Source organism: Rossellomorea sp. ABR4_012 (assembly GCF_056159545.1).
The window spans coordinates 105,288-123,106 of record NZ_JBSWVK010000001.1 but is presented as its reverse complement, the minus strand read 5'-3'; the positions used below and the strand labels follow the sequence as shown (position 1 = coordinate 123,106).

Here is a 17,819-nt window from a genome sequence, read left to right as displayed (position 1 = left end):
GAATTTTCTCAATAAGTGGTACAAGAAGAAATAAGACAATACGAATCAATCAACTAAACACTTAAACATATATACAATCCAACAAACTAAAAACCATAAAGGAGATCATTCCAATGAACAACAACTTCTTGTACTCAACAAATAATGCAAACCTTGGAGATAAGATTGAATTTAAACGTAAGAAGCAAATCGTTAACGGTGTGGTGACTTCTTTACGAGAAAACACGGTCATCGTCAAAGTGAAAAATGATGCTGCTAAAAAGCTGGACCTTCCTGATAACCAGACGGTTGTCGCTCATAAAAACTATGTAATCGTTGAACGTGCAGAAAACGAAACTCAGCCGGTGTTCGTATATGATGGCTGGAACAGTGCATTAAAAGCATAATAAATGAAAGGCTGACCTCCGATTATCCGTGGGGTCAGCCTTTTTGTTTATTGTTGATTCAACCTGCCTGCATATTCCTCGACCATTTCGGTGGTCACTAATTTCCGCTGGGGCACAACTCCCTGCCGTGCGAGGGTATTGATTTTCTGTGTTGCCTCATTAATCCGGTCCGTGGAAAAAGCCTCGCCCGCCTGACACAGCTTCACGGCTTCATCGATAGCGTTTTCTCTTTCTTGGTCCAGCACCATGAATTTCTGTACAAGTTGATTTTGCTTTGTTGAATGCTTTGTGATGTCTTTATGTACACTCATGTTCTCATTCCTCTCAGTAGAAATGTTCTTGTCCTTATTATGCTTTTTTATGGGTCAAATGGCAATGCTCCATTTCAATCGTATGATTGGCACGGTCTAGGGAAGTGGTTAGGATTTAAGGGCGTATTCCTAGATATATGGGCGAAATTCGGATTATAAGGGCGGAATTTTCAATTTAAGGGCGATATGTCAATTATAAGGGCGAACGACCGATTTTTCGACAATATCTGCGCTCGATTAGCCACTTCTCTTCTCCTGAGAGTCTTCGTCTTGCAGTCCAATTAGCAACTGGGACAAGATGACTCCAACATTATGAGATTTAAAACAACGAATAGAAAAAAACAGGCTCCCATAACGGTGAGCCTGTTCTTGAAATTCATGAATTAATTTTATTCATTAACTGCTCTCTTTCGTACTTCTTCACCACGTTTCGGCCAGCTTTCGACTCCTTTTAAACCAGGAATGTCATCTGCATAGAAGACAGGATCCAATCCTTGCCTGCGCTGGTCCATATAGTTGTTCAATGCTTTAAAGGCAATAGGTGCCAGGATCCCAATGGCAATCAAGTTTGTAATCGCCATCAGGGCCATTGATAAGTCAGCAAGAGCCCAAACGATATCAAGGCTTGCCATCGAACCGAATACGACCATACCTAATGCGATGAAGCGATAAATGAGAAGACCGGTTTTACTATTATTGATAAATGGAAGGTTGGCTTCTCCATAATAGTAGCTTCCAATGATCGAACTGAATGCAAATGTAAAGATCGCAATGGCCAGGAAGATGCCTGCCCATGATTGAAAATGTTCAGACATAGCTGCCTGCGACAGCTCAATACCTGTCAAACCTGATCCGTAAGCATCGGAAGTAAGGATGATGAACGCTGTTGCAGAACACACAAGCAATGTATCAAAGAACACTCCAAGTGCCTGGATGAATCCTTGCTTTACAGGGTGGGAGATGGATGCTGTCGCAGCCGCGTTGGGTGCACTACCCATACCTGCTTCATTTGAGAATAGTCCGCGTTTCACACCGTTCATGATTGCAGCACCGATTCCTCCGCCCACCACCTGTTCAAATCCAAATGCGCTCTTGAAGATAAGGGCGATGACACTTGGCATTTCGGTGATGTTCGTGAAAACTACGAATAATGCCAATACAATGTAAAAGACCGCCATGATTGGAACAATTGCAGATGAGAAGCTTGCGATACGCTTAACACCGCCAAAAATGATAAGGGCGGTCAAACCAGCTAATATAAGTCCGATTGCTAATGGGCTGATCCCGAATGAATTATTGAATGCTGTAGAAATCGTGTTACTTTGTACCGCATTAAAGGTTGTCCCGAAAGAAAGAATGATGGTTACTGCAAAAATGGAACTCATCCAGCGTTTCCCTAATTGTTTCTCCATGTAGTAGCCGGGACCGCCTTTGAATCCAACTTTGCCTTTCACTTTATAAATTTGTGCCAGGGTACTTTCTACAAATGCACTGGCTCCTCCCAGAATGGCTACAAGCCACATCCAGAATACCGCTCCAGGGCCTCCAAGTGCTAAGGCAATGGCTACTCCTGCTAAATTACCTGTACCAATTCGAGTACCTGCTCCGATAAAGAATGCTTGCAAAGAAGAGATTTGTTTTTTTCCTTCCGCTTCTGTAACATCCTTATCTCCTAATAACCTGAACATTTCGCCGATGTGGCGAATTTGAACAAATTTAGATCCTATTGTGAAGTACAATCCTAAAATGATCAGTAAACCAATTAAGATGTACCCCCATAATAGTGAATTTGCCTCATTTACCAAACTGTTTAAAATATCCATGATAACCCCCTCGAAAATTTGAATCGGTTACGCTTACTATTATCTGAAAATTAAAATCTCTTGTCAAGTTGTTATCTGAATATTTAAATTTTACCAAAAATAATTAAGGGGTTCGAAGTATTCCATCATAATAAATAGTTGATATTTATGGGATTCAAGACGAGCAGGAAGACGGAGTAGGGAGGGGAAACATTATTCTAAGATATAAAAAATTAAATTCCGAAATAATAATATTTTTAATGTGAAATGAAAAAAGCCATAGGAATCATCCATGGCAGAGGTCGGTTCATATGTAGATGAAGTCAATAATATCGATTGATACAGAAAGTATAAAAGAACCGTTTTGGGATCAATAGTAGTTCCAATAGCTTAAGACAAACAGTAATATTCCAGTAATCAAGGAAATGCCAAATAGCATAAATAAGAAATCAAGAATACCGTCTACAAATAATTTCTTGCGGCTTTCCCGCTTGAAATTCCTTACTTCTTTACGATAATAAGCTGAACGACTCATCCCGATACCTCCTTCATCCTCACATTCAATTACCGTTGTATAATAAAGATATTCTCGAAAAAACAAGAAAATCCTGCCTGAATGTGAAAAAAATGTCGTATAGAGACATGGGGATTACAAAAAGGCTGAACGAATTCAGCCTCTTTGTTGCTTAATAATGACTATCTTGTATGGTTTTCAGAAATTTGACTTAGTGCGCCGCCTGCGCTTTGGTCAGATTTCTGTTGTACTGCTAAGTCTCCAAGTGCAAGCATTCCGACAAGATTTCCGTTTTCCACTACTGGAAGACGGCGGACTTGATGCTGAGACATTAATGCCGCAGCTTCTTCGGCTGAAGCATCAGGTGAAATGGTCACAACGTTTTGAGACATAACTTGAGATGCATTATCCCCCTGCGTACCGTTCGTCAGTCCGCGAGTGGCAATGTCACGGTCCGTGATCATACCGACAACCTGTCCGTTTTCAACAACAGGCACCGAACCAACATTCTTGGATTGCATCTTTGAAGCAACGTTTGATAAAGAATCCTGGTTAGATGCAGCTTCTACATTTGTCGACATAATATCGCGTACTTTCATTTAAATTCCCCCTCAATTGTTGTGGCAGTACAATCTTTATTATTTGAAGATTTGCCTGCAATATTCTTTTGATCCGGAGGAAGTTAATTGAAAAAAGGTGTGCTGCTGTAAGGAATCAGCTCACCCTTTTGTATAAGATCATCTTTCCGAGGAAGGTCTGTGAAACACCATTGTCAGGAGCGGACCTGCGATGATAAATGAAAAGATGAAAAACAGAATCAAGAACAGGGAAGGACCGTTGATGGTGCGGTTTAGTTCATCTTTATGATTGTCGATGAATGCTTTTAGGTCATCATTTAAAACCACGGAGGACGAAGATAAAAGTTCGTTATTGTCCAGGTCATAGTAATAAATCTCTTTATTGGTAAAATGGAAAAACTGGTCCCTTTGTTCTGTATAGCTGATGTACAAAGCCTTTATTTTTACACTCTCTGTTTCATCTTCACTAATCATGATTTCCCCGTTGGTATCGACGAAATCTCTTACAGTAACCGTTCCTTCTTTGAAATAGGCTTCTTCATTGCTTAAATACTCATCAATGGAGTCGATGATCGGATCGCTTGCGAAAACTGCATTCCCTGAACAGCAAAAAAGTATAAGTAAAATAAGTAAACAAAAGAAATATCGTTTCTTAAGCATAATTTTCCCCCTTTTCATGAAAGAGCCCGTCTACTTACATTCATATGCTTTTTCACTGGGGATTATGGCAGAAAACGAAAAACCCCCGGATATCCGGGGGGTACTGATTACTTCGAAATAAACATTTGCGTCCAATATGTTCCGTATGAACCGCCTTTGGCATAGCCAACACCGATATAGGTGTAGGTGCCATTAAGGATATTTTTCCGGTGACCGGGACTGTTCATCCATTCTCTTACGACTTGCTCAGGGCTTGTCTGTCCGACTGCAATATTTTCACCAGCAGAACTGTATTGAACATTAAAGCTCTTCATCATCTCAAAAGGTGAACCATATTGAGGACTTCTGTGTGCAAAATATCCAGTATCCCTCATATCACGGGACTTATAGCGTGCAACTCTGGACAGCTGCCAGTCTAATTGAAGAGGAGCGAGACCCGCTTTCTGTCTTTCCTGATTCGTAAGATCAATCACTTGTCGCTCAACAGACTTTATGGATTTGATGCTCGGGATATGGATTTTTTGACTTGGATAAATCAAATCCGGGTTAGGGATTTGAGGGTTTGCATTAATAATTTCAGACAAACCGATTCGAAACTTTTTGGAAATTTTCCAAAGAGTGTCTCCTTTCTTTACATGATAAGTCTGGGCTGCTTGAGCCCCGTCGATTCCAGTAATACCAAAGGCAAGGGACATTGCGACCATAATAATAGCTAATTTTGTTTTCATATTTATAAATTGTGTAATTCAATGTGAAATATTCTAAGGAAAAAACAAAAAAATAGGATTATTGTTTCATTTAAAGGGAATAGGTAAACCATCTAGAATAAAGTGAAACCTTTTTTTACTTCATACGTACAAATAGATAACGAATATAATCGAAGAGGTGAATAACGTGGTAAAGGAGAACGATCGCTTTAAAAAGGTGATAACCAAATTATCGAATGTCGGCGTCAATATCTCTAAAACAAAGTCCAGACGGGAGATTCTTCATTCACTTAAGCAATATCAGCCGTTACCTAAGACGTTAACCCAGGACTCCTAACAGGTTGGCCAGACATATTTCTCTTTTTTTCACGATATACTAAATAGTAGTGAAAAGGAGGGAAAGGTATGGAGAGAGTGATGTTCGATGTTCAGACATTAATGGAAATCAGGAAGAAGGCAGATGAAATTTCATACCGCTGTATGAGTGGGAATCGACCTTCTGATCTTCACAGCCTCAACTTGGCCTTGGACCAGGTGTCGCGAGCACTGGCCATGTTTGCAGAGATGGAAATCCATCGGATGCAGAACACGCATATTGCCTGTGACGGACAAAGCTACATTAAAGGCAGGCTGCGGATAGCACATCGATCGATCCTTCCTCAAGAAGAAGAGTCGAACACAGCATAATAAAGAGGTTGACCCAAGAATAACGAAAGTCTAGACACTATTCATTCATTAGAACCATTGGCTCATTAAGGACTGATCCTTTAAGGGTGATCATTTCATCTTTTTGGGTCAGCCTCTTTTTTTCGTAAAAATACTACTTTTTAAGTTGGTGACGTATGACTATTTTCTACTCAAAGATATTATTGGTTTGTAATGGAAAAGCAGGTCGCGGAGAGTTGGAAATGCAATTAATGGAAGTCACCCCGCCCCTATTGGATATTTGTGATACGTTGACTGTGCATAAAACAAAAGACAAGGGCGATGCAGAAAAAATCTGCCGTAACAGTGGCCACGAATATGATCTGGTTGTGGTAATGGGAGGGGACGGTACCGTTCACGAAGCCGTTAATGGAATAGCGCCTCTTTCTTTAAAGCCTAAGCTTGCCATCCTGCCGGGCGGAACATGCAACGACTTTGCACGCTCCCTGGACATCCCGATGAATATGAGACAAGCCGTCGAAACCATTACTGAATCCCGTTGTGAAAAGGATATCGATATTGTCAAAGCAGGCGACCGGTATTTCAGCAATTTCTGGGGGACGGGACTGGTTTCTAAGACGAGTGATAACATCGATGCGGGATCTAAAAGTGTACTTGGAAAGCTCAGTTATTATATCAGCGCCTTTCAGTCCATTCAGGACCCTCAGTTATTGACTGTCACAATCACGGCGAATGGCAAGATATACAGGGAAGAGGTAGTGATGCTGCTCGCAGCAAATGGACGTTCAATCGGTGCGAACCCGCTGCCTGCCAGTATTGATCTTGAAGATGGTTTGATTGATATTTATTTGGTCAAAAAAACGGGTTTCCCTCTAATGAAGGAATTTTTCATGATAAGAAGTACAGGGGAAGTAAGTGACCCTTCCAATGACATCATCCATATCCAGGCTCCAGTGGCAGACATCCATTTAGAGGATAAAGAAAAGGTCGATATGGATGGTGAGCTTTATGAAGAGCAGTATCAAACTTTGGAAGTGCTGAAGCACCACTTACGGTTGATTGTAGGGAATAATAAATAAGAGAGTATCGGGTTTGTCCCGATACTCTCTTTATTTTTGCGTAGGGGCTGACCGAGCCGCCTGCGCTTTTGATCGTCCAGCTCCGGCGGCTAGAGGCTCGAGGTCATAAGTCAAAAACCCCAAAAAGGCAAAGAGCGCCTTTCCGGGGTTTTCGTCTTATGCTTGTCGCCTCTGACCAAGCCGCCTGCGCTTTTGATCGTCCAGCTCCGGCGGCTAGCCCCTCGAGGTCATAAGCTAAATGGTCCAAGAAGGCAAAGAGCGCCTTCCCGGCCCATTCATCTTATGCTTGTTGGGGCTGACCAAGCCGCCTCCGCTTTTGAGGTTAAACCGTATGTTTTTTCTTCCTGATAATCAGGTAGATGATGTAAGCTAGTATTAGCACTCCGCCTGCTGCGAGTGTGAGCAGTGCGAAGTTCTCTTCGATGAAGGGTTTTGCTTTGGCGCCAAGTGCTAATATGATTGCACCTTCAAGGAAGAAGCGGATGCCTCGTCCAATGATCGACCAAATGACCAGGACTCGTATTTTAACACCGGAAACACCGGCAAAAATCGTAAAGATTTTATATGGAACGGGTGTTAGACCCGCTATGAGCAGCGCCATCGGACCATATTTCGTGAAGTATCCTTCTACCTTTTGAATTCGTTGTTCAGAGAATAGGTAGACCAATATAGGACGTCCGAGCTTTTTACCGATCCACCAGCCGAATAACGCACCGATGACTGAAGCAACAGTGGTATATAAGGCATAAAGCAGCGCATTTTCCGGGTTGGCAATCGCCAGTGGTATTAACAGGACATCTGGCGGGATCGGGAAGAAGGATGAATCGGCAAACGATACAAGAATAAGTCCCCAAATCCCATAATCCAGCAGCCAGGCTTCAAAAGAGTGAAGTAATTCAGACATAAGATATCTCCTTTATCATCATGCAAATATTGTCAATCGTTGTTTTATGAATAACATAAGAAAGTATATCATTTTTTGAGTAGAGCGTCATGAAATATCTGTTTTGTCAAAAACCCAAAGGGAGAATGAGGTGGAAGAATGAAGAGAGTGGCTGCAGCAGTCATACTTTTGGCATTTTTGATCGGTTTTCCCATAAACGGGCTGGCCTGTAAATGTGTTGAAAGAAGCCCGGATCTGTTGTTTGAAGAAGCAGGTGCGGTATTCAGAGGCAATGTAGTGGACGTAAATGAAGCTTCTACAATGGGTGCGGTGGAAGTGACGGAAGTATGGAAAGGAACAAACAAGAGCGGGGTATATGTGTATACCGACAATTCTTCATGCGGTTTTCATTTTAAAGTAAATCAGGAATACATATTTTATGCTGAAAAGGATAAAGGGAATTACCGGATTACAGCCTGCAGCGGTAGTTTTTCAGCGGATGAAAAGGTAGAAGAAGAAAGATCACTTGGAAAAGGGGTTCCCCCTTCTCAACAAGTCACGTTAGATGATCTTGATGAAAGTGTTGTAAAGAAGTGGGGAATGATTGGTTTGGTTGGTATGGTGCTGCTCTTTTTTATCTTTTTGCTGATTCGCATAGAAAAGAAAGTGAGAAAGAGATAAGTCATTTCTCGGGAAATAATGACAAGATTTTTAGGTATTCTACATTTCGTCCGGTGATCCGATACCTAAAACAGTCAGCCCTTGTGATAAAACCGACGCAACGACGAAGACAAGTGTTAAACGGGATCCTTGTTTTGGGTCATCGTTGATGATCTTTGTATTTCCATAGTAGCTGTTAAACGACTTGGCAAGCTCTAGCAGATATTTTGCAAGGATGGAAGGAGCGTAGTTCTTCCATGCTCTTTCCACCGTTTCTTGAAATAGTCTAAGCTGTTTGATTACTTCCCAGCTGGCTGAGTCATCCAGCCCTTCGAACGTAGGTGAGGATGCATCCGCTTTTCTCAGGATCGATTGCGCCCTTGCATGTGTGTACTGCAGATAAGGGCCGGTTTCTCCTTCAAAGGTCAGCATATGTTCGAGGGAAAACTCTATATCGTTCATTCGGTCATTCTTTACATCATGGAATATAACTGCCCCAACCCCGACATCCCGTGCAACAGCTGCAGCATTTTTGAGGTGCGGGTTTTTCTTCTTGATATTTTCCCCGGCCATATTGATTGCTTCCTGGAGCACTTCTTCCAGTAAGATGACGCGTCCTTTACGCGTCGACATTTTCTTTCCATCCTTAAGGTAAAGGCCAAACGGAATATGTTTCATGGCATTTGCCCATTCGTATCCCAGCTTTTCAAGCACTCCTTTTACTTGTTTGAAGTGGATGGTTTGCTCCTGTCCCACCACGTATAGCGCTTCATCAAAAGCATATTCACGCTGGCGGTAAAGGGCGGCTGCCAAGTCCCTTGTGGCATAGAGGGTGGCGCCATCCGTTTTTTTGATTAAGCAAGGAGGGAGGGTTTCATCTTCCAGCCATACGACTTTGGCTCCTTGAGAGGTTTCGAGAAGCTGATGTTCTTCCAGCAGTTCTACCACTTCTTCCATTTTGTTATTAAAGAAAGCTTCACCGTTATAGGAATCGAATTCCACCCCAAGCAGGGAATAGATGGTCTTAAATGCTTCGAGTGATTCTTTCTTGAACCATTTCCAAAGCTTTGTGATTTCTTCATCTCCATCTTCGAGAAGTTTAAAGGCTTTTCGTCCTTCGTCTTCAAGGGAAGGATCTAGAACGGCTTCTTCGTGAAATTTTTTATATAAGGTAAACAATTCGGCTATCGGGTTTTCTCTTACCTTCTCCTCATCGCCCCATTTTTTGAACGCGACGATCAGCTTCCCGAACTGGGTGCCCCAGTCCCCGATATAATTGATTTTTACTGTTTCATACCCGCATTTTTCCGCTAGATTGGCAATCGCGTTTCCGATGACGGTGGAGCGAAGGTGGCCCATGGAAAAAGGCTTTGCGATGTTAGGTGAAGACATGTCTAACACAATGGTTTTGCCTTTCCCGAATGAATGGGAACCGTAATGGATACCTTGCTCAAGAATGGAAGAGACGATCTCCTTTCCGGCAAAGGTTGAATCAAAATGAACATTCACATAAGGTCCTGCTGCTTCGACTTTTGAAAATAGGGGGAAAGAAAGCTTCTGGGCAAGTTCGCCTGCTATCACAACAGGCGCTTTTCGCCATTCCTTAGCCAGCTTAAAACAGGGGAATGCAAGGTCCCCAAGATGGGCATGCTTCGGTGTTTCAATTAACGTATAAATATCTTCTTCGGACCAAGAAGAAAGAACCTGGGAATTTATTTCTTTGGCTAATACTTTCTTTAAATCCATCGTTTCCACCTCCGAATAATAATTGATTCTGTTAAAGTCTAGGGTTAGTTTAACTAGTTCTAGCTGTTGATTGGAGTGCAAGACGTAGACTCCTGCGGGAGAAGTGGCCAATGTGAGACCCCGCAGGAGCGGAGCGACGAGGAGGCTCACGGGTCACCCGCGGAAAGCGAAGTCTTGCACGGAAATCAACAGCGGTGATTAACAGAGGAAAAAATAAAAAAACCCGTCTCTACATAAATGTAGAGACGAGTTTTAGCTCGCGGTACCACTCTTTTTCCCGAAGGGCGCTCATTGATTAACGGTTTTATCCGGTCTTTCCCTACTGATTTCAAGAAAGACTTCTCAGAAGTGCGTTTCATTCCGGGTTTCACACCAGGCTTGCACCAACCCTGGCTCGCTAAAGGGATCCACGTCAGAATTACTCTCTTCATCATAGAATATCCTGTATATAGTTAGATATTATTTTACACATTTTGGAGATAAATACAACACCTAATGTTACGAATCTTCTGAAGAGAACATATACGTCTTATGATGAAACCTCATACTGAATACAATACCGAGAGCCAGCATGTTCCCCATCAAGGAACTTCCCCCGTAACTGATGAACGGAAGCGGAATTCCTGTGATAGGCAGTAATTGAATCGTCATTCCGATGTTTTGGAAAACGTGGAATGTAATCATCGAGATGATACCTGCGCATACATAGGCATTGAATGGCTCTTTCGTGTCCAGGGCTGTTTTGGTCAAGTGATAAATCAACAGGAAAAATAAACTGATAACGACACTCGCGCCGATGAATCCATATTCCTCACCGATGACACTGAAGATAAAGTCGGTATGATTTTCAGGGATATATACTTCCCCGTCGCTATAGCCTTTTCCAAAGATCTGGCCGGACCCAATGGCATTCAAAGAATTGATCAAATGGAATCCTTCCAACTTGGAATAGTTATAAGGATCGAGCCAGGCATAGATCCGTCCAAATTGATAGGGTTCGAAACCTGTGTACTTTTCCAGGAACTCCGGAGCCCAAATGACGAGCGATAGAAGGATGCCCCCGACCACCCCTAGAAAAGCATAAATAGGAACGATCAGTTTCCAAGTGATCCCTGAAACCAGGATGATACCTGTCATGATGGCTAAAATAACAAGAGATGTTCCAAGATCCGGCTGCTTCATGATAAAAGCAAGGGGAACAAGGGTGGTAAATCCGATCTTCAATAATAATTGAAAGTCTGACTGTAATGTTTTCCGGGTGGTGACTTCATTATGGTTCGTAATCACACGGGCAAGAGCGAGAATCAGAAATGTCTTCATGAATTCCGAAGGCTGTATAGAACCGAGCGGTCCGAGCATGAACCAGCTTTTGGCTCCATTTCTATAGGGTGCAATGCTTTCCGGTGAAATCAACAGTACAAGCAGCAGGAGAATCCCTGCGCCATACATATACCAAGCAAGGCGTTTATACTGTTCTGAATCAAAGAATAAAGCACCTGCGATAATAATTCCCCCGACAACATACCAAAAAGCTTGTCGAATAACAAAATTTGTTCCATATTGACCTGAGGTTTGAGCACTGCTTATCCCAAGGGCACTGACGATAAAAAACATCATCAATAAAAAGACAAGACCCCAGTCAAATTTATCAGCAAAACGCTGGCGAGTTTCCATAATCATTTCACCTGAATTTCGTAAGATTTCACATTCCTAGTCTAATAGAAATGAAGGAAAATTTCTACTGGCTGCCATCCGGATTTCCCTTCTTTTCAGCCAATTATATAGAGGGGTTGTTCCCAAAGAAGAATTTGTATAGGTATGTAATGATTGTTTTTCCATATATTACATGACCCTTCTGGAAAGTCAAAACAGAAAAGTCCCGATTTCAAATGTAACATTTCCACAGATATTTAGCTAGAATAGTCACATCTGTAAAAAACAAGCATTTCTACACTATAACGATGGTTCTATGCTTTCTGTATCACTGCGTCCTATAAAGTTTAGAGCTGCTTCATAAGTTACTGTTCCTGCTGAATGACTTTTTTCGACAATTCCCTGCGACTTTTGTCATCATTTTGAAATGAAATAGAAAAGAACGATATCCCCATTTCTTTGCTAAAATAGATACTATTAGATACGCATCGTGGAAATCAGATGGAGGGAATGTTTTGAAGAATAAGCAAACAAAAGATATCATCTATGTGCATAAAAATATAGATCGGCAGTATGTCGTCTCCTACGGGATTAATTTTCAGGAATTTGCTTTAAATACACCGCAGCCTCTGAAGAATTTACTGTTGATCAAGCATCAGTATGAGCATGGTGCCTTTAACATTCACACTCATCTTGAATATGTTGAGCAGGAAGAAATGAACAGGATCATAAATGACAACGTGGACAGTTACGGTGACTTCTGCTGGATCGATTTTGACGAAGAAGCGGGAGTCAATGAATTAAACGGACAGGAAATTGCAGAGCTTCTCTATATGGGGCATCTGAAACAACCGCTCGATGCCCCTTTTTACTCGAAATTGAATAACCGATACGCTTACCTTTCACACGATGATGGATGGTTTAATAAAGTCTATTACCGTGATTTTGATGCCTTCTATCAACTATTGGGCTCAACGGTAGCGGCGAAATTGGGAAGTGCCAAAGGCGGTAAAGGGTTATTCGGCATGAAAAAGGAAAAGCAGTATCCGGATGTCGGTTCTCAAATCATCACTTCATTTAAAGAAAAAATAAAGGAAGGGATGATCATTTCCATTGAAAAGGCCATTGTAAGCAGAGGGAAAATCGAAATCCCTATCTGGGTCATCGGTGACTATTTCAACATGGATGAAATGATTGAAGATTATCAGCAATTCAGTAAATCCCCTGCAAATGGTTTGCTTGTTTTCGATCGTAAAACGAAAAGCTGGAGTTCCTCTATCCGTTAGGCAGGCACAAGCGGAAAAAGTGGTGAATAGAGTATAGGGATGAAATCCGGTTTCGCACCTTGTTTACTCTTTAAATACCATGCCAGAATAAGAGAAGGATTAATCTGCGTAAAGGGCTTCATCAACCGGTGGTGTTGAATGAACTTCTTTACTTGGATTAATCCTTTTCCTTATGGCACGAGTATGTCCTCCACTACTTTGTACTGACTTTCTCCCTTGGCTGTCAGCCATACTGTCAGAGTGTATGATCCGCTGTCAAGCTTCGGCAGAACCAGGTTCCGTGAAAATTCCTCGCCTTGCTGCAGCGTGATTTCTTGAATGGCCTGCGTATACATTTTGTTTTCAGAGTCACGGTAAACGACTTCGCCATTTGTATCTTTTACTTCGAAGTCGATGGTTTGACCGGACGAAAACACAAAGGTTTTTTCTTTCTCCGTTTGATTTTTAATTTTATATTCATAGACCAGCTGTCCATTCTTTGCTTCTTGCTCGATTAACGAAGGCTCCATACTACCTGCAACAATCCCTTTCTCTGCTTGATTTGAATCAGGGGTGCCGCTCGTCTCCGTCTCGTTTTGTTCCGGTTCTTGGGTGGTTCCGCATCCGGTTAAACCACCGAGGACGAGTGCCCCTGTCAGTGCAATGATCAGCTTCTTCATGTCCTATCACCTCTATTCTATTAGACTTACCAAAATCACAAAAGTTTCACTACTTTGATCCTTATTATTAAAGTAAGACAAATCACCCAGAAGATGTTGGATTAAAAGTTCGGTAGATTTGGTTTTATTATGAGAGGGCAGTACAATGGAAGAAAGCAGACACTCGACAGATACTATTTAGCCTTAAAAGGATGGGAGGTAAGGCAATGAAGAAAAAAGAAATACTCAGGATGCTTGGATTCTTTGCCCTACTCCTTATCCTCGTCTGGGTCAGCCGCAGCTTTTGGGAAGTAAGGCCCCACGATATCAGGGATTGGATCATTTCGTTTGGCTGGTGGGCACCGATTGTCTTCATTGTAATTCTGACATTCCGACCGCTGGTGTTGTTTCCGACCTCCATTTTTTCAATCGCTGCCGGCTTGGCGTTTGGCCCTTACAACGGGATTGTTTTCATTTTCATCGGAGCACTTGGAGGTGCAACAGTGGCGTATGTGGCATCAAGCTTCCTTGGAATGAAGCTTTGGAGAAAGCCCTCCCCCAAAATGAACGCCATCCGTGAAAAAATGGCTGAGAATAGTTTCTTTTATATACTAATCCTCCGGTTACTGCCGTTTTTGAATTTTGATCTGGTCAGTTATATAGCGGGAGCAGGGAAAGTACGCTACTTTCCTTATATTGCCGCTACAGCCATCGGGATCATTCCGGGGACGATCGGTTTCGTCTTCTTTGGTTCCGGATTGAGCGGGGAAGACCGGATGCATCTTTATGTGGCTGTTGCAATGTTTATCATTCTTTCCTTGCTTGTTTTCTTCACGAGAAAGAAATTGAAGTTCTGGTTTGGTGACTCGAAGGATGATCAATAGGAGGAGGAAACTGAAAAAAGTGTTTCCTCCTTTTTTCTAATGGCCATGGTTCTGGTTCCACTCTTCTCGAATCATGCCCATCCGAATCGAATCATAATAAACACCATTATAATATCTGCACTTTCTCATCCTTCCTTCAAGCTTCAAGCCGATTTTTTCTGCGGCCCTCATCATCCTGTCATTACCAGACCAGGTGGTGATACCCACCCTGCCGATCTCCTTCGTTTCAAATAGATGATCGACCCACTGGGATAATGCCTCGGTGCCATAGCCTCCATTCCAATAGCCGGGATCATAAATGACAATCCCCGCTTCGAGCCACCTTGTCGGTTCGTATTCCCAGTAGTAGCTTACCGTTCCGATGATTTTTCCTTGTACTTCAATGATGCGCTGGCGGTCATCATTTTTATCGATATTGGCAAGAAAAGAGCGTTTATATTCTTCGAAAGGAACCTGTTTGTGCTTAAAATAGGGGGCGTCCCACTTTTTCCATTCTGGTGAATCTTCTTTGTATATGTAGTTCCATAGCGTTTCGAGGTCGTTTTCTTCTATTTTTCTAAGTATTATCCTTTTACTGGTTTTGTTCAACAAGCTGCACTCCTTTGGTTTGGTTTTTATATTACTTCTACAAGAGAGTGTATGTTTCCTGTTTTACAAAAAGAAGGCCCGTCCCTCGTCGCTTTAAAGCGACGAGGGACGGGCCTTCGATATCAGCTTGCTTTTACGTTTGAGGTGGCAGCTTTTTTCTTATTCGTCAGTTTATCGACGATGGACGTGATGGCACCGTCGCCTGTAACGTTGCACGCAGTTCCGAAGCTGTCCTGAGCCAGGTAAAGAGCGATCATGAGTGATGTCATGGTCGGACCGAAACCGAGCATGGATTCAAGCAGACCGAGGGCTGCCATCACGGCACCGCCAGGAACTCCAGGTGCAGCGATCATGGTTACGCCGAGCATGAGGATGAATGGAAACAGCTGCGAGAATTGCAGGGCTTCACCCTGAATGAACATGACAGCCATCGCACAGCTCACAAGTGTGATTGTACTGCCTGATAAATGGATCGTTGCAAGCAGCGGCACCGAGAAATCAGAGATGCGTTCTCTGACACCCAATTTCTTCGTGCGTTCGAGTGTAACCGGAATTGTGGAAGCGGATGACTGCGTTCCTAATGCTGTGAAATATGCAGGCAGCATTCCTTTCATCATCACGAACGGATTTTGTTTGCGCAATGTGCCGGCAGCTGTATATTGGATTGCCAAAAAGAAAACATGCAATAAAATGATCATCACAAAAACCTTGGCAAACACAGACATGATGGCACTTACTTGACCCCCCTGCGTCATATTGGCAAAAATACCAAGGATATGAAGCGGTAAAAGAGGGATGATGATTTTTTCAATCACCAGCTCGATGATGCTTCTAAACTCATTCATTCCCTTTTGGAGGGAGTCCCCTTTAATGGCAGCCATTCCGAGACCGAGGGTGAAAGCGATCAAGAGCGCCGTCATCACACCCATCACCGGAGGCATGTCCACTGTGAAGAACCCTTTTAAGAGAGCTTCTTCTGGATTTTCAAATGATTGAGAAGTTTGATTTGCCAAGAGAGATGGGTAAATACTCTTAGCGACTGAATATGCAAGCAGTCCTGCAAGAACTGTGGAACCGTACGCAAGAGCGGTAGTCAGTCCCAGCAGCTTTCCGGCACCTTTGCCCATTGACCCGATCCCGGGTGCAATGAAGCCTATGATGATCAATGGAATCGCGAACCCTAAGAAATTACCGAAGAGTCCATTAAACGTAGCGAATAATTTCACGATCCATTCTGGTGCAATCGAACCAATGACAATACCTAACGCGATCCCCAACAGGATCCTAGGCAGTAAACCAAGCTTTCTCATCCAGATGTCCTCCTTGAATGTACAAATGTTTTTGATAGAAGGATTATACACCCAGAAGAATAATATTTTAAGAGGAAAACGAATAGGCGGAATCTTAAATGTATTCTGATAAAATAAAGCCCATCTCACTGTTGCGGGACTAGGCTGGGTAAACATACATATATAGAGACCGAATTTAGATGAGGGATGGCTTATGAATCAAGGACATTGGAGGTAATTTTCATTTTCCATCTAATCATTCTTTCCCTTTGAGATGAAAGTGATAAAATAGAAACATCTATTGTTAATATTGGAGGTAACTCATTCATGAAAACCAAGCTTTGTTTATTGTACGGCGGTAAATCAGCCGAACATAATGTATCCTTGCAAACAGCTAAGGCGGTTATCGGAGCCTTGGACTTAAATAAATATGAAATTCATCCTGTTTTCATTTCAGCAGAAGGGCAATGGATCAAAGGTCCTCAATTGAATGCTCCTGTTGAAGATGTAAAAGCACTTCAATTCAATGACGGAGAAGAAATCTCCCCTAATGCATTAAGTACGGCGATTACACCTGCCGACTCTAAGGACAGCGAAGGCTACGACATGATCTTCCCGCTGCTTCACGGTCCCAATGGAGAAGACGGAACGGTTCAGGGAATGCTTGAATTATTGAACCTTCCTTACGTGGGGAACGGGGTCCTTGCATCTTCAGCCGGGATGGATAAAGTAATCATGAAAAACCTGTTTGCACAAGCGGGAATCCCTCAGGTGAACTACACGTGGTTTATCCGCAGTAACTGGAAAGCAAACCCGGAGAAGGCCTATCAACAGGTGGAAAACGAAATCGGCTATCCTTGCTTCGTAAAACCTGCAAACCTTGGTTCATCTGTTGGAATCAGCAAGTGTACATCCAAAGAAGAACTGGCGGCTGCATTCGAAGAAGCGTTCCAATTCGACCGTAAAATCATCATCGAAGAAGGCGTAAAAGCACGTGAAATCGAACTTGGAGTCCTTGGTAACGACCAGCCGGATTGCTCCGTTGCAGGTGAAATCGTTCCGAAGAAGGATTTCTATGATTATAAGGCAAAATATGAAGACGGAGATACGGCATTGATCATTCCTGCAGAGGTCGATCAGGACACATACGGAAAAATGAAAGAGATTGCGATCCAATCGTTCAAGGCCCTTGACTGCTCCGGACTCGTACGTGCAGACTTCTTCCTCACTGAAGATGGCCAGATCTACATGAACGAAGTAAACACAATGCCTGGCTTCACGCCATTCAGCATGTTCCCGCTCCTGTGGAAACATACAGGTGTCGACTATCCAACACTGATCGGTAAGTTGGTCGAGCTCGGTATGGAACGTCACCAAGAAAAGCAGACAATCAAACATACAATGTAACACAAGAACACAGAAGGGACTGACTGGAGGATCATCATCTAAAAGCAGTCCCTCCTCTGTTTGTCATCGATAACTCGCAAAG

The 17,819-nt window shown here is 42.7% G+C and carries 20 protein-coding genes and 1 other annotated feature; of the genes, 8 read left to right on the top strand and 12 right to left on the bottom strand.

Translation table 11 applies throughout. The features are described 5' to 3' along the window. Positions 1-113 precede the first annotated feature (113 nt). The gene (locus tag ACXAFV_RS00615; RefSeq protein ID WP_475123817.1) at positions 114-386 is read left to right on the top strand and encodes a DUF2187 family protein; all 273 of its coding nucleotides are present in this window, start codon (positions 114-116) and stop codon (positions 384-386) included. Positions 387-433: 47 nt separating this feature from the next. Here the strand turns inward: ACXAFV_RS00615 and ACXAFV_RS00610 are convergent, their stop codons facing one another. From ACXAFV_RS00610 to safA, 6 genes are all read right to left on the bottom strand, one after another. Then, positions 434-697: a YpbS family protein gene (locus ACXAFV_RS00610; protein WP_475123816.1), complete on the bottom strand. Its 264-nt coding sequence runs from the start codon at positions 695-697 to the stop codon at positions 434-436. A gap of 389 nt (positions 698-1,086) precedes the next feature. Next, entirely contained in the window at positions 1,087-2,520 is a 1,434-nt protein-coding gene (locus tag ACXAFV_RS00605) for an alanine/glycine:cation symporter family protein (RefSeq protein WP_475123815.1), read from the bottom strand. 349 nt (positions 2,521-2,869) lie between these two features. After that, a complete protein-coding gene (locus ACXAFV_RS00600; RefSeq protein WP_475123813.1) occupies positions 2,870-3,034 on the bottom strand; it encodes a hypothetical protein in 165 nt (54 codons plus the stop codon). A gap of 161 nt (positions 3,035-3,195) precedes the next feature. Continuing rightward, on the bottom strand, positions 3,196-3,612 hold the full coding sequence (locus tag ACXAFV_RS00595; RefSeq protein WP_475123812.1) for a CBS domain-containing protein: 417 nt from the start codon (positions 3,610-3,612) through the stop codon (positions 3,196-3,198). 138 nt (positions 3,613-3,750) lie between these two features. Next, positions 3,751-4,251: a hypothetical protein gene (locus tag ACXAFV_RS00590; protein WP_475123811.1), complete on the bottom strand. Its 501-nt coding sequence runs from the start codon at positions 4,249-4,251 to the stop codon at positions 3,751-3,753. A 107-nt stretch (positions 4,252-4,358) separates the two neighbouring features. After that, complete coding sequence (gene safA / locus ACXAFV_RS00585) at positions 4,359-4,979, bottom strand: SafA/ExsA family spore coat assembly protein (RefSeq protein ID WP_475123810.1); 621 nt, start codon at positions 4,977-4,979, stop codon at positions 4,359-4,361. A gap of 157 nt (positions 4,980-5,136) precedes the next feature. Here safA and ACXAFV_RS00580 point away from each other — a divergent pair, with 157 nt between their 5' ends. The 3 genes from ACXAFV_RS00580 (at position 5,137) to ACXAFV_RS00570 (ending at position 6,703) form a co-directional block, all read left to right on the top strand. Beyond that, the gene (locus ACXAFV_RS00580; protein WP_306471845.1) at positions 5,137-5,295 is read left to right on the top strand and encodes an Lmo0850 family protein; all 159 of its coding nucleotides are present in this window, start codon (positions 5,137-5,139) and stop codon (positions 5,293-5,295) included. 68 nt (positions 5,296-5,363) lie between these two features. After that, positions 5,364-5,645: a hypothetical protein gene (locus tag ACXAFV_RS00575; protein WP_475123809.1), complete on the top strand. Its 282-nt coding sequence runs from the start codon at positions 5,364-5,366 to the stop codon at positions 5,643-5,645. 155 nt (positions 5,646-5,800) lie between these two features. Next, complete coding sequence (locus ACXAFV_RS00570) at positions 5,801-6,703, top strand: diacylglycerol/lipid kinase family protein (RefSeq protein WP_475123808.1); 903 nt, start codon at positions 5,801-5,803, stop codon at positions 6,701-6,703. A gap of 322 nt (positions 6,704-7,025) precedes the next feature. Here the strand turns inward: ACXAFV_RS00570 and ACXAFV_RS00565 are convergent, their stop codons facing one another. Beyond that, positions 7,026-7,607, bottom strand: coding sequence for a YqaA family protein (locus ACXAFV_RS00565; RefSeq protein WP_475123807.1), 582 nt, complete (start codon positions 7,605-7,607; stop codon positions 7,026-7,028). A 138-nt stretch (positions 7,608-7,745) separates the two neighbouring features. On the opposite strand from ACXAFV_RS00565, the gene ACXAFV_RS00560 reads away from it, so the two are divergent. Continuing rightward, a complete protein-coding gene (locus ACXAFV_RS00560) occupies positions 7,746-8,267 on the top strand; it encodes a hypothetical protein (protein ID WP_475123806.1) in 522 nt (173 codons plus the stop codon). A 39-nt stretch (positions 8,268-8,306) separates the two neighbouring features. Here the strand turns inward: ACXAFV_RS00560 and argS are convergent, their stop codons facing one another. Continuing rightward, a complete protein-coding gene (argS, locus tag ACXAFV_RS00555; protein WP_475123805.1) occupies positions 8,307-9,992 on the bottom strand; it encodes an arginine--tRNA ligase in 1,686 nt (561 codons plus the stop codon). Positions 9,993-10,230: 238 nt separating this feature from the next. Next, positions 10,231-10,435, bottom strand: a binding site (T-box leader). Positions 10,436-10,490: 55 nt separating this feature from the next. Next, positions 10,491-11,666 (bottom strand): FtsW/RodA/SpoVE family cell cycle protein, encoded by a 1,176-nt coding sequence (locus ACXAFV_RS00550; protein ID WP_475123804.1) that lies wholly within the window; start codon positions 11,664-11,666, stop codon positions 10,491-10,493. 494 nt (positions 11,667-12,160) lie between these two features. Between ACXAFV_RS00550 and ACXAFV_RS00545 the strand changes: the two genes are divergently transcribed. Beyond that, positions 12,161-12,931, top strand: a complete 771-nt coding sequence (locus ACXAFV_RS00545) for a hypothetical protein (RefSeq protein WP_475123803.1) — start codon at positions 12,161-12,163, stop codon at positions 12,929-12,931. A gap of 170 nt (positions 12,932-13,101) precedes the next feature. Here ACXAFV_RS00545 and ACXAFV_RS00540 read toward each other — a convergent pair whose 3' ends face one another. Continuing rightward, complete coding sequence (locus ACXAFV_RS00540) at positions 13,102-13,590, bottom strand: BsuPI-related putative proteinase inhibitor (RefSeq protein ID WP_475123802.1); 489 nt, start codon at positions 13,588-13,590, stop codon at positions 13,102-13,104. A gap of 206 nt (positions 13,591-13,796) precedes the next feature. Between ACXAFV_RS00540 and ACXAFV_RS00535 the strand changes: the two genes are divergently transcribed. Beyond that, the gene (locus tag ACXAFV_RS00535; RefSeq protein WP_475123801.1) at positions 13,797-14,453 is read left to right on the top strand and encodes a TVP38/TMEM64 family protein; all 657 of its coding nucleotides are present in this window, start codon (positions 13,797-13,799) and stop codon (positions 14,451-14,453) included. Between the two features lie 36 nt (positions 14,454-14,489). On the opposite strand, the gene ACXAFV_RS00530 is transcribed toward ACXAFV_RS00535, so the two are convergent. Together ACXAFV_RS00530 and ACXAFV_RS00525 are read right to left on the bottom strand one after the other, a co-directional pair. Next, positions 14,490-15,041, bottom strand: coding sequence for a GNAT family N-acetyltransferase (locus tag ACXAFV_RS00530; protein WP_475123800.1), 552 nt, complete (start codon positions 15,039-15,041; stop codon positions 14,490-14,492). A 122-nt stretch (positions 15,042-15,163) separates the two neighbouring features. Next, on the bottom strand, positions 15,164-16,351 hold the full coding sequence (locus ACXAFV_RS00525; protein ID WP_475123799.1) for a dicarboxylate/amino acid:cation symporter: 1,188 nt from the start codon (positions 16,349-16,351) through the stop codon (positions 15,164-15,166). 306 nt (positions 16,352-16,657) lie between these two features. On the opposite strand from ACXAFV_RS00525, the gene ACXAFV_RS00520 reads away from it, so the two are divergent. Then, entirely contained in the window at positions 16,658-17,737 is a 1,080-nt protein-coding gene (locus tag ACXAFV_RS00520; RefSeq protein ID WP_475123798.1) for a D-alanine--D-alanine ligase, read from the top strand. The last annotated feature ends 82 nt before the right edge of the window (positions 17,738-17,819 follow it).

What these genes read in the sequence shown, in the direction of transcription:
- ACXAFV_RS00575 (WP_475123809.1), top strand. Translation starts at nt 5,364, where the DNA reads ATGGAGAGAGTGATGTTCGATGTTCAGACATTAATGGAAATCAGGAAG.
- argS (WP_475123805.1), bottom strand. Translation starts at nt 9,992, where the DNA reads ATGGATTTAAAGAAAGTATTAGCCAAAGAAATAAATTCCCAGGTTCTT.
- ACXAFV_RS00570 (WP_475123808.1), top strand. Translation starts at nt 5,801, where the DNA reads ATGACTATTTTCTACTCAAAGATATTATTGGTTTGTAATGGAAAAGCA.
- ACXAFV_RS00560 (WP_475123806.1), top strand. Translation starts at nt 7,746, where the DNA reads ATGAAGAGAGTGGCTGCAGCAGTCATACTTTTGGCATTTTTGATCGGT.
- ACXAFV_RS00540 (WP_475123802.1), bottom strand. Translation starts at nt 13,590, where the DNA reads ATGAAGAAGCTGATCATTGCACTGACAGGGGCACTCGTCCTCGGTGGT.
- ACXAFV_RS00605 (WP_475123815.1), bottom strand. Translation starts at nt 2,520, where the DNA reads ATGGATATTTTAAACAGTTTGGTAAATGAGGCAAATTCACTATTATGG.
- ACXAFV_RS00565 (WP_475123807.1), bottom strand. Translation starts at nt 7,607, where the DNA reads ATGTCTGAATTACTTCACTCTTTTGAAGCCTGGCTGCTGGATTATGGG.
- ACXAFV_RS00525 (WP_475123799.1), bottom strand. Translation starts at nt 16,351, where the DNA reads ATGAGAAAGCTTGGTTTACTGCCTAGGATCCTGTTGGGGATCGCGTTA.
- ACXAFV_RS00535 (WP_475123801.1), top strand. Translation starts at nt 13,797, where the DNA reads ATGAAGAAAAAAGAAATACTCAGGATGCTTGGATTCTTTGCCCTACTC.
- ACXAFV_RS00600 (WP_475123813.1), bottom strand. Translation starts at nt 3,034, where the DNA reads ATGAGTCGTTCAGCTTATTATCGTAAAGAAGTAAGGAATTTCAAGCGG.
- safA (WP_475123810.1), bottom strand. Translation starts at nt 4,979, where the DNA reads ATGAAAACAAAATTAGCTATTATTATGGTCGCAATGTCCCTTGCCTTT.
- ACXAFV_RS00520 (WP_475123798.1), top strand. Translation starts at nt 16,658, where the DNA reads ATGAAAACCAAGCTTTGTTTATTGTACGGCGGTAAATCAGCCGAACAT.
- ACXAFV_RS00590 (WP_475123811.1), bottom strand. Translation starts at nt 4,251, where the DNA reads ATGCTTAAGAAACGATATTTCTTTTGTTTACTTATTTTACTTATACTT.
- ACXAFV_RS00615 (WP_475123817.1), top strand. Translation starts at nt 114, where the DNA reads ATGAACAACAACTTCTTGTACTCAACAAATAATGCAAACCTTGGAGAT.
- ACXAFV_RS00550 (WP_475123804.1), bottom strand. Translation starts at nt 11,666, where the DNA reads ATGGAAACTCGCCAGCGTTTTGCTGATAAATTTGACTGGGGTCTTGTC.
- ACXAFV_RS00595 (WP_475123812.1), bottom strand. Translation starts at nt 3,612, where the DNA reads ATGAAAGTACGCGATATTATGTCGACAAATGTAGAAGCTGCATCTAAC.
- ACXAFV_RS00610 (WP_475123816.1), bottom strand. Translation starts at nt 697, where the DNA reads ATGAGTGTACATAAAGACATCACAAAGCATTCAACAAAGCAAAATCAA.